General features: G+C 75.3%; 9 protein-coding genes. 1 reads left to right on the top strand and 8 read right to left on the bottom strand.

Features of this window, described 5'->3' with window-relative positions; all coding sequences use genetic code 11:
• Positions 1–16 precede the first annotated feature (16 nt).
• From serS to FHG89_RS31145, 5 genes are all read right to left on the bottom strand, one after another.
• The gene (gene serS / locus FHG89_RS31165) at positions 17–1,300 is read right to left on the bottom strand and encodes a serine--tRNA ligase (protein WP_139587963.1); all 1,284 of its coding nucleotides are present in this window, start codon (positions 1,298–1,300) and stop codon (positions 17–19) included.
• A 96-nt stretch (positions 1,301–1,396) separates the two neighbouring features.
• Positions 1,397–2,461 (bottom strand): DNA polymerase III subunit beta family protein, encoded by a 1,065-nt coding sequence (locus FHG89_RS31160; RefSeq protein ID WP_139587962.1) that lies wholly within the window; start codon positions 2,459–2,461, stop codon positions 1,397–1,399.
• A 42-nt stretch (positions 2,462–2,503) separates the two neighbouring features.
• Entirely contained in the window at positions 2,504–3,700 is a 1,197-nt protein-coding gene (locus FHG89_RS31155) for a saccharopine dehydrogenase family protein (protein ID WP_139587961.1), read from the bottom strand.
• 40 nt (positions 3,701–3,740) lie between these two features.
• Positions 3,741–4,889 carry a zinc-binding dehydrogenase gene (locus tag FHG89_RS31150; RefSeq protein ID WP_139587960.1) on the bottom strand — a complete coding sequence of 383 codons (1,149 nt, stop codon included), beginning with the start codon at positions 4,887–4,889 and terminating at the stop codon, positions 3,741–3,743.
• The gene (locus FHG89_RS31145; RefSeq protein WP_139587959.1) at positions 4,886–5,326 is read right to left on the bottom strand and encodes a hypothetical protein; all 441 of its coding nucleotides are present in this window, start codon (positions 5,324–5,326) and stop codon (positions 4,886–4,888) included. Before FHG89_RS31145 ends, FHG89_RS31150 begins: the two co-directional genes overlap by 4 nt.
• Before the next feature lie 76 nt (positions 5,327–5,402).
• Between FHG89_RS31145 and FHG89_RS31140 the strand changes: the two genes are divergently transcribed.
• Positions 5,403–8,273, top strand: a complete 2,871-nt coding sequence (locus FHG89_RS31140) for a winged helix-turn-helix domain-containing protein (protein WP_425280247.1) — start codon at positions 5,403–5,405, stop codon at positions 8,271–8,273.
• A gap of 12 nt (positions 8,274–8,285) precedes the next feature.
• Here FHG89_RS31140 and FHG89_RS31135 read toward each other — a convergent pair whose 3' ends face one another.
• The 3 genes from FHG89_RS31135 to FHG89_RS31125 all read right to left on the bottom strand — a co-directional run bounded on the left by FHG89_RS31135 (position 8,286) and on the right by FHG89_RS31125 (position 10,078).
• Positions 8,286–8,834 (bottom strand): DsbA family protein, encoded by a 549-nt coding sequence (locus tag FHG89_RS31135; RefSeq protein ID WP_139587957.1) that lies wholly within the window; start codon positions 8,832–8,834, stop codon positions 8,286–8,288.
• A complete protein-coding gene (locus FHG89_RS31130; protein ID WP_139587956.1) occupies positions 8,831–9,325 on the bottom strand; it encodes a redoxin domain-containing protein in 495 nt (164 codons plus the stop codon). Before FHG89_RS31130 ends, FHG89_RS31135 begins: the two co-directional genes overlap by 4 nt.
• Before the next feature lie 66 nt (positions 9,326–9,391).
• Positions 9,392–10,078, bottom strand: coding sequence for a BON domain-containing protein (locus FHG89_RS31125; RefSeq protein WP_139587955.1), 687 nt, complete (start codon positions 10,076–10,078; stop codon positions 9,392–9,394).
• Positions 10,079–10,570 lie beyond the last annotated feature (492 nt).

Below are 10,570 nucleotides of genomic sequence, written 5' to 3'. Positions count from 1 at the left end.
CGTGGGGAGTGCGGGGTTAGCGGGGGGTCAGGCGGTCGGTGCCCAGGCGGCCCTGGAGGACCTCGGGGACCAGGACGCTGCCGTCGGGCTGCTGGTACTGCTCCAGGATGGCGGGGAAGAGCCGGCTCGTCGCCAGGGCGGAGCCGTTGAGCGTGTGCACGAAGCGGGTCTGCTTGCCGCCCGGCTCGCGGTAGCGGATGGCCGCCCGGCGGGCCTGGTAGTCGCCGGCCCAGGAGACCGACGACACCTCCTTGTACTTGCCGGTGCTCGGCATCCACACCTCGATGTCGAGCGTCTTCTTCATCGACGCGCTCGCGTCACCTGCCGACAGCAGGGTGCGCTGGTAGTGCAGGCCCAGCCCCTCGACCAGGCTCTCGGCGTGGGTGACCATCTCATCCAGCGCCGCGTCCGCCTGCTCGGGCAACGTGAACTGGAAGATCTCCACCTTGTTGAACTGGTGGCCCCGCACGGTGCCGCGCTCGTCCGAATGCGAGCCGGCCGCCTCCCGGCGGTAGCACGGCGTGTACGCGAAACGCTTCAGCGGCAGCTTCGACGTCTCCAGGATCTCGTCCTGGTAGGCACCGAGGATCGCCGTCTCCGAGGTGGGCAGCAGGAACTGCCCGCGCGGGGCGGACTCCCGGTCCAGGTGGTAGACGTCGTCGTAGAACTTCGGGAACTGCCCGGCGGCGAAGCCGGCCGTGTCGAGCAGCAGGTGTGGCGGCAGCAGAAACTCGTAGCCGGCCTTGACGTTCTCGTCGATGAGGAAATTGAGCAGCGCCCACTCCAGCCGGGCACCCATCCCCGTGTACATCCAGAAGCCGGAGCCGCCGAGCTTCACGCCGCGCTCGTGGTCGACCAGACCGAGCATCCGCGACAGCTCCACGTGATCGCGGACCTTGTCGATCACCGGCGGCTCACCGAAGGTCTTGACGACCCGGTTGGCCTCCTTGCCGCCGGGAAGGACGTCGTCGGCGGGCAGGTTGGGCAGCTCGCTCATCGCGTCGCGCAGCCGGGCCTGCACCTCGTCCAGCTGGGACTCCAGCTCGGCGAGCTGCTTACGCTCGGCCTCGGGCGCGGCGACCTGCGGCTCGGTGCCGGCGCGCTTGGCCTGCGCGTACGCCCGGGCCTCGGCCTTGCGGCGCTGCCGCTCGGCGTCGATCTCCGTGATGAGGGCGCGTCGCTCCTGGTCGAGCCGCTGGATCTCGTCCAGGGCCCGGTTGACCTCGGCGGGATCCAGACGCTTCGCCAGCGCGGTCGCCACCGCCTCGCGATCCTTCCGGATCAACTCCATGTCGAGCATGCTGCTCCGTACGCCTCCGTCCGGGGTCACAGGTGAACCACCAGATGCTACCGTCGTGCCCCTTTCGGCCCGGGACGGGGAGTGACGAGGCCGGTTCTACAGCCGGATCGGCATCAGCACGGAGAAGGTGTCCGCGTCGTCCGTCCGCCGCACGGCCAGCGGGGCGACCGGCCCGTCCAACTCCAGCACCAGCTGGGCAGTGCCGGCCGCGTTCAACGCGTCCAGCAGGTAGCCGCCGTTGACGCCCACCCGTACCGCCTCGGTGCCGGCCTCGTCGGCGGGGAGCAGGCGCAGACCGCCGTGGTCGTCGAGGCCGAGCACGGTGACCGCCTGCGGCTCGCCGCCGTGCTCGCGGGCCACCGTGGGCGCCGCCGGGTCCGCCAGCGCGGCGCGCAGCGCCGCCACGTCCACCGGGATCCGGTACGCGGCCGGCCGCTCGCCGACGGCCTTGCGCAGCAGCCGTCGGTAGTCCGGGAAGTCGTCCGGCAGGGCGCTTCCGGTAAGCGTCCGCCCGGCCACCACCACCCGCAGATCGGTGCCGGTCACGGTCAGCCGCACCGGACCTGCGTCGGCGGCGTCGAGCAGCGCGCGCACCCGGTCGACGAGATCCACCGGAACGAACACCCGCGCCGGCGGGCCGTCGACGTGCGCACCGGCCCGGGCCAGCGCGAGCCGGTACCGGTCGGTGGCGACGAGCCGGACGCCGTCGGACTCCACGTCGAGCAGCACACCGGAGAGCATCGGCAGCTCCGGGTCGACGCCGACGGCGAAGCGCACCGCGTCGACCGCGGCGGCCAGCTCGGCGGGGGAGAGCAGCAGCGTGGTGGCGACCGGCCGGGCGGGGTCGACCATGGCCCGCAGCCGGGTCACCTCCCGACGGGCGTCGGCGAGCCCGTCGACCAGTCGGCGCAGGTGCGTGTCGAGCAGCCGGTGCACAGCCGCCGGCTCGGCGCGTACCGCCGCGGCGATCTCCGGCACCGGCATGCCGATCCGGCGCAGCCCGGCCACCAGCCGGGCCGGCGCGATCTGCTCGTCGGTGTACCAGCGGTAGCCGGTCACCGGGTCGACCATGGCCGGCTCCAGCACCCCCGCCGAGTCGTAGAAGCGCAGCGCGCTGACGGTCAGGCCGCTGGCCCGGGCCAGCTCACCGATGCTGTGCAGGTCGCTCACGCGGGCATCCTGCCCCCTCGACCCGGTCGAGGGTCAAGCCGAGCGCTCCACCGAGGTCTCCTCCAGTACCCGGAAGGTGAGCCCCGCCCGGACCAGCCGGTCCAGCAGCGCGTCGCCCATCGCGGCGACCGGCGTGACCTGCCCGGCGGTCGGTGGCAGCTCGTCGAGCGCCAGGCAGAGCGCCGACTCGGCGAGCATCTTCGCCGTCTCGTCGTAGCCCGGGTCGCCGCCGGCGACCTCGGTGAGCACCCGCCGACCGCCGCCGGTGCCCACGAACCGGACCCGGAACCAGGCCGCCGCGCGCTGCTGCGGGGTCGGCCCCTGCCCGGAGGCGAGCCGGCCGAGCAGCCAGCGCCGCGTCGGCGGCAGTTTCACCAGGCCGACAAGCGCGCCGAGGCCGAGCCCGCCGGCCAGCACGGTCGGCAGCCGCTTCACGGCGGCGAAGTGCCGGTAGCGGAAGTCCGGGCCGTACTCCGGGCGGGCCGCCGCCGAGCGGCGCACCACCTGCGGGTCGATGGTGGGCAGCGGCACGGTCCAGATGCCCAGCTCCGCCGAGCGGGCCAGCCGGCCGGGCACCGCCCGGACCCGCCGGTCGGTGGGCCGCGGCTCGACCGCCCGGCGGTCGCGGGCCGCGCGGCTGGCCTGGCCGGTACGGGAGAACGCGGTGAGCGCGGAATGGTACGTGCCGGCGGAGAACCGGCCCGAGGCCCGGACGTAGCCGTCCACGGTGATCGGCGCGTCGGCGGGCAGATGCCTGACGGTGAACCAGACGCCCAGGTCGTGCGGGATGGAGTCGAACCCGCAGGCATGCACCAGCCGCGCGCCGGTGCGGGCGGCCTCGGCGTGGTGGCGGACGTACATCAGGTCGACGAACTCCGGCTCGCCGGTGATGTCCAGGTAGTCGGTGCCAGCCTCGGCGCAGGCGGCGACCAGCGGCTCACCGTGCCTCACGTACGGGCCGACGGTGCTGGCGACCACCCGGGCGTCGCGGGCCACCACCCGCAGCGAGTCGGCGTCGGTGACGTCGGCGGCGAGCAGCGGCAGGTCGGCCAGCGCCGGGTCGATCGCGGCGAGCCGGTCCCGTACGGTGGCGAGCCGGTCCGGGTTACGCCCGGCCAGCGCCCAGCGCAGCCCGGGTGGGGCGTGTCGGGCCAGGTATTCGGCCGTGAGCCCTCCGGTGAACCCGGTCGCCCCGAACAGGACCACGTCGTACGTTCGCTCCCCAGCCATCCTGCGAGTCTGCCATCCGCCGGCGCCGATGGCTCATCGGTCACGGGCTGAAGACCGCCCGGACGCAGCCGTCGGCCCGATCGCGGAACAGCGCGTACCCGCGCGGGGCCTCCTCCAGCGGCAGCCGGTGGGTGGCCAGATGCTCGGTCCGCAACTCGTCGCGGGCCATCCGGTCCAGCAGCATCGGCACGTCCCGCAGGTCCGGTCGCCGGGCCCCGCGCACCGTGAGCCGCTTGTCGGTCACCGCGCCCAGCGGGAACGCGTCGACGAACCCGTCCGTCCCGCCGAGCACCACCACCGTGCCGCCCTTGCGGCAGGCGTACACCGCCTCGCGCAGGGCGTCCGGGCGGTCGCCGACCCGGGCGCCGAAGCGGTCGACCACCGACCGGGCCGGCGGCTCGCCGACCGCCACCACGCACACGTCCGGTCCTCGCCCACCGCTGTGGTCCCGCAACTCGGCCGACACGTCGGTGCGGCGGTAGTTCAGCGGCTCCGCGCCCGTGTGCCGTTCGGCCATCCGCAACCGCTCCTCGTGCCGGTCCACGACCACCACCCGGGCGCAGCCGCGCAGCGTGGCCGCGCGGGCGGCCAACTGGCCCACCGCGCCGGCGCCCCAGACCGCCACCACGTCACCCGGCCGTACCGCGCCCAGCTCGGCCGCCAGCCAGCCGGTCGGTGCCGCGTCGGCGGCGAACAGCGCCCGGTCGTCGCCGACCACGTCCGGCACCCGCACGGCGGTCACGTCCGCGTACGGCACCCGCACGTACTCGGCGTGGCCGCCGGCGAAGCCGCCCGCCGCGCGGGGCCGCCCGAAGCAGCCCGCGTCCGACCGTCCCCAACCGTCGTCCACGCTCGCCGGTTCGGTGCTGCCGTTGTCGCAGCAGGCGTGCAGGCCCGCACGGCAGTACCAGCACCCGCCGCAGGCGACGCCCGCGCCGACCACCACCCGGTCGCCGCTGCGGTGCCGGCGTACCCCCGGGCCGGTCTCGACCACCTCGCCGAGGAACTCCGCCCCGAGCACGTCACCGCTGCGCAGCAGCGGATCCCGCCCGGCCAACAACGGCAGGTCGGCGCCGCACGTGGCGCTTCGACGGACCCGGACGATGATGTCCCGTTCGTTGCGCAGCTCCGGGTCCGGCACCTCGCGTACCGCCAGCTGGTCCGCGCCCACCCAGCACAGCGCCCTCACCCGCCGGCCTCGGGTCGGTCCAGCGCGGAGCGGTCCGCGCGCAGCTCCTCGCCGGTCTCGACGCGCTGCTTGACCTGGCGCAACGTCCGGCGGACCAGGTGCCGTGGGTCGTCGCCGACCAGGTGCGCGGCGAGCCCGACGGTCGGGGCGGCCCCGGTCAGCGGGCGGGCCGCCAGTTCGGTGCCCCGGTCGCCCGGTGCGGGCCGCACCCGCACCTCGACGGCGCCGTCCAGGCGGCGCAGCGGCTCAGGCCACCGACCGCCAGGCAGCACCTGATCCGGCGGCCGGTCCACCGTCACGACCTCCCACCGGCCCGCCGCGGCGGGGTCGCCGTCCGCGCCGGACCGGCCATGCCGCCGGGGTACGCGCAGCACACGCGCCGCCCCGGCCAGCGCCGAGCCGCCGAGGGCGGTTCCCACAGGCGTCAGCCGTCGCATCGGTCCCACCCGTCCTCCCGGTCCACGTTCTCCGATCGTCGGTCGCGAGCGGGTGAAGCGGGCTCGCCCGGAAGGGGTGAACCCGTCCCGGTCGGGTAACCGCTCGCCGACCGGGGGTGGGACGCGTCGCTGGGGGTGGAGCCGGGTGCCGGAACAGCAGGATCACGCGCCAGTGGGTACGGCACCGGGGCGCTCAGGGGACCGGCCGTTGCTGGCATCCCGGTTGACGCCGGCCGCTCCACCGGAGGCGGTGGTGGCCCGGCCCCGCCTGCTGCGCCGGCTCGACGAGGGCAGCGCGGGACCGGTCACCCTGGTCGCCGCGCCGGCGGGCTGGGGCAAGACGACACTGCTCTCCTCGTGGGTGCGGCTGACCGGCGACGCCCAGGAGACCGGGCCGAAAGCGGTGGTGCCCGACGCGGGGGCGGCGCCGGCGACTGTCGGGCCCGAGCCGGCGTGGGTGTCGGTGGAGACCGGCGACGACGGCGAACGGCTGTGGGCGTACCTCGCGGCGGCATTGCGGGGGGCGACCGGTCCGGCCGACGACGGTCCGGTGCCCGACCGGCCGCCCCGCCCCGACCAGCTCGAAGCCCTCGCCGCCGCCCTCGCCGGAGCGGACCGGCCGGTCCTGCTGGTCCTGGACGACCTGCACCGGATCACCGACCCGGCGGCGCTGACCGGCCTGGAGTTCCTGTTGCGGCACGCCGAGCAGCGGCTGCGCCTGGTGGTCGGGGCGCGCGCCGGGCTGCCGTTGGCCCTGCACCGGCTCCGCCTCGCCGGCGAGCTGACCGAGATCGGCCCCGACGAGCTGGCCTTCACCGACGACGAGGTGGCCGACCTGCTCACCGCGCACGGCGCGGCACTGCCGGCGAGCGCGGTGCACCGGCTGCGCGAACGCACCGGCGGGTGGCCGGCGGCGCTGCGGATCGCCGCCCTGGCGGTACGCGGGCAGTCCGACCCGGAACGCTGGGTGGGGCAGTTCGGCGGCGACCAGCCGGAGATCGCCGGCTACCTCCAGGAGGAGGTGCTCGCCGCGATCGACCCGGCCGACCGGGACCTGCTGCGCCGTACCGCCCTGGCCGACACGGTCTGCGCCGACCTGGCCGAGGCGTTGACCGGCCGTACCGACGCCGGCCGGGCCCTGGCCGACCTGGCCGGAGCGGGTGGTGTGCTGCACCGGGAGGACGGCCGCCCACCCTGGTACAGCTGCGAACCGCTGCTGGTCGACCTGCTCCGCGCCGAGCTGGCCCGGCTGCCCGCCGACGAGCTGCGCGAGCTGCACGTACGGGCCGCCGAGTGGTACGCCCACAGCGGACGCCCTGCCGACGGTCTGCGGCACGCGTTGGTCGCCGGCCGGTGGGACCTGGCCGGTGACCTGTTCGTCGCGCACTGGCCGGAGCTGACCCGCTACGACCGGGACACGGCGGGCGCTCCGCCGCCGCCGTCCCCACCGCCGGACGTGCTGCGCGCCGACCCGGAGGTGGCCCTGGCCTGCGCCGCCGAGCGGGCGTACGCCTGTGACCTGCCGGCCGCCACCGACCAGCTGCGCACCGCCGCCGGGTACGCCGGTGGTCTGCCTGTGCCCCGCCGGGACCGCTTCCTGCGGCTGGCGACCACGCTGGAGCTGACTCTGGCTCGGCTCGCCGACGACCCGGTGGAGGCTCGGGCCGCCGCCGCCCGGTTGCTGCGTACCCGTCCCGCCGGCGCCAGCCCGACCCGGCTGCCGCCGGACGCCGCGCCGACCAGCGGTGGCGGCGGCGCAGCCGAGGACGCGGACCTGCGGGCGTTCACCGGTACCGCGCTGGGGTTGGTGGAGCTGGCCGCGGGCGCGTTGCCCCCCGCGCGGTTCGTCCGGGCCCGGGCGGCGGCCCGGGAGGCCGGTCGGACCCGCACCGAGCTGGTCGACGCCAGCCGTTCCGCGCTGCTGCTCGCGGTGCGTGGCGAACTGCGCGCGGCCGAGCGGGCGGCCCGCGACGCGCTGGGCATGCCGCCCTGCCGGGGCTGGTCCTGCCGCCTCGACTGCGGGTACGCGTACCTGGCGTTGGCCGTGGTGGCGCTGCACCGCGACCAGCCCGACGAGGCCGCCGCGAACCTCGCCCTGGCCACCCCGGCGACCGGCGCGGACGGCTCGGAGCCGGAGAACGGCGAGCCGGTCGCGGCGGCCGTGGCCGCCCTGTGCCGGGCGCGGCTGCACGGCGACGCCGGCGACCCGGCCGCCGGCCAGCGGCTGCTCGTGCGGGCCCGGGAGGCGCTGGCCGACCTCACGGACGCCGCCGAACTGGTAGCCCTGCTGCGGGCCGCCGAGGCGGAGCTGCGGGCCGAGCGGGGTGACCTGGACGGCGCCCGCGAGCTGTTGGTTGGCGACGCCGCCGAGCCGGCGCTCGCGGTGGGCCTGGCACGCCTGGAGCTGCGGTCCGGCGACGCCGGTGCCGCCGGCCGGGCGCTGCCGGACTGGCAGGCGCCGCAGGCCAAGGCGTGGCCCCTGACGGTACGCCTCGACGCCGGCCTGCTGGACGCGGTCCTCGCCGAGCGGGGCGGAGACGGGCGACGCGCCGGTCGAATCCTGGAACAGGTGCTCGACCTGGCCGGTCCGCAGGGCTGCCGGCGGGTCTTCACCCGTGCCGAAGGGCCGGTACGGGATCTGCTGGCCGCCCACCTGGACGCGGGCACCGCCCACTTCGCACTCGTCAGCGACCTGGTGCGGGACGCCGGCCAGGCCCCGACCCGACAGCCCACCGAACCGGCGGGAACGCTCGACGAGCCGCTCACCGAGCGGGAACTGACGATCCTGCGGTACCTGCAGAGCATTTTGTCCAACGTGGAGATCGCCAGCGAGCTGTCCCTGTCGGTCAACACGGTGAAGACGCACGTCCGCAACATCTACCGCAAGCTCGACGCGACCCGCCGGCGTGAAGCGGTCCGGCGGGCGCGCGAGCTGCGGCTCCTCTGAGCCGTCGGTCGGTCAGGCGTTCGCGGCGGCGTCCACCGCGGCCAACAGGTCGGGCAGGGCGTACCCGCCCTCGTGCCGGACCTCGTTGACGAAGAGCGTCGGCGTGCCGTTCACGCCGCTGCGGATGCCGCCCACGAAGTCGCGGCGTACCCGGTCGGCGTGCGCCCGGCTCTGCACCTCCGCGTCCAGCTCGTCCGGTGGCAGACCGATCTGCTCGACGCCGAGCGACAGGTGCACCGGATCCAACTGGTCCTGGTGCTCGTAGAGCCAGTCGTGCATCTCCCAGAACCGGCCCCGGGCCGCGGCGGCCTCGGCGGTCTCGGCGGCACGTTCGGCGTACGGGTGCACGTTGGCGATCGGGAAGTAGCGATAGACCAGGCGTACGCTGTCGGCCCGCTGCCGCAGCATCTCGTGCAGGTTCGGGTACGCCGCGCCGCAGAACTGGCACTGGAAGTCGCCGTACTCGACGACTGTCACCGGCGCGCCGACGGGCCCCCGGGCGTGGTCCTCGGCGGTCACCGGATCCCGGAGTCGGGCGGTGACCTGAAGTGGCGTGCTCATCGCGCCATCACCCCCTGCTGGGCGAGCCGGTCCAGCGCGTCGAAGATGCCGTCCGCGCCCGGATTGACGTCCGGCGGGGAGAGGTAGCTCCACACCACCGTCCCGTTCTGGTCGATCACCACCAGAGCCCGCTGCGCCTCGCCCCACGGGGCGTACGCGCCGTAGCGGCGGGCCACCTCACCCTTGGGCTCGAAGTCTGCCAGCAGCGGGAACTCGATGCCCCGGGCCTGCGCGAACGCCCGGTGCGACCAGATGTTGTCCACCGAGATGCCCAGCACCGCGGCCTGGTACTGGTCGAACACCGGCGCCGCCGCCTGGTAGAGCGCCATCTGGTCGCCGCAGACCGGGCTCCAGTCGGCGGGATAGAAGGCGAGCACGACCGGCCGGCCACGGAACTGCTCCGGCCCGATCTGGTGCCCGTCCGGGGTGGCCGCGAGGGTGAAGCCGGGCGCGGCGTTCCCCGGTTGGATCAGCCCGTTCGGATCACTCATGCCCCCAGCCTGCGTCCGGGACGGGTGAGGCCGGCTCACCCGCCCCGGGTGGTTCCGCGTACGCGGTCAGTGCAGCACCGGGGCGACGGCGATGTGGTTCTGCACCTCCCGGATGCCCGGCGCCGACCAGACCACCTGCTCCACCTCGGCCCGCTCGGGCATCGAGTGCACCAGCCCGGCGAGCACGACCGTGTCGCCGTGCACCCGCACGGTGATCCGTTCGACTTCGGTGGCTCCGGCACGGGCGAGGGCGTCGACGATCCGGTCGGCGATGTTCTGGCCGTCCGCCGGCGCGGCCGGGCGCACGGTGATCCCGTTGCTCACCCCGCGTACGCCGGTCAGCCGACCTACCGAACGCTCGGCGGCGCGGCGCTGGTACTCCCACTCGACCTCGCCGTGCAGCGTCACCCAGCCGGCCGAGACGGTCACCTGGAGCTTCTCGACGGGTACGAACGCGTCCCATTCCAGGGCGTGGCCGGCCGCGGCGGCCAGGTCGGGGTCGGCGCGTTCGGAGTTGCCGGGCAGTTGGACGGTCACGTCGTTGGCGACCGCCCGGACCCCGGCGACCCGGTGCGTGGCCCGTTCGGCGGCCCACTTCTTCGCGTAGCTGTCCACCCGCCCGGTGAGCGTGACGACGCCCTCGTCCACTGTCACCCCGATCTCGTGCGGCTGCACGCGCGGTTCCCAGGTCAGCTCGTCAAGTACGGCGGACTGGATGTCCTGGTCGGTGCGGCTGATCGTCGCGATGGCCATCTGTCCCTCCTCCGGTACGTCGGTCTGGCGGACCGGCCGACGACCGTGGCCGCAGGCCCGCCGGGGTCCGATCCTGCCGGCGGGAGGGGTGAGCCGTCCTCGCCCGGTGCGGGTGACGGCGGTGCCCGGGGCTGGTGGTGGGACGCTCACGTCGGCCCTGAACGTCGGTGATGGGAGCGCTTCCAAAGTTGTTGACGATCGGTTACGGTGAAGAAGGTCCTCGACAGCGGGAGCCGTCGCGTCGGGTGGTGGGAGCCAGGGCAGCTTCGCGCCTTCCCCGTCGTGCCCCCGCCGCCGTGCTCGTCCCCCGGGCCACGGCGCCACCATCGGAGTTCGACCCCGTCCCCCGGGCGTCCACTCCCAAGGAACCGCAGCTGCGGATCGGTCTCGCCGGGCGCCCAGCGCCGGGACCGACCCAGATCACCGGTCCGCCGGGCTGCCTGAGGGGTCCGGCACCCGGCGGACCGGCCCACCCAGACCGCCCCCCCGCGC

The organism is Micromonospora orduensis (assembly GCF_006228125.1).
Classification (GTDB): Bacteria; Actinomycetota; Actinomycetes; order Mycobacteriales; family Micromonosporaceae; genus Micromonospora; species Micromonospora orduensis.
Note: the sequence above shows the minus strand (reverse complement) of the source record. Positions and strands in the feature narration are given on the sequence as shown.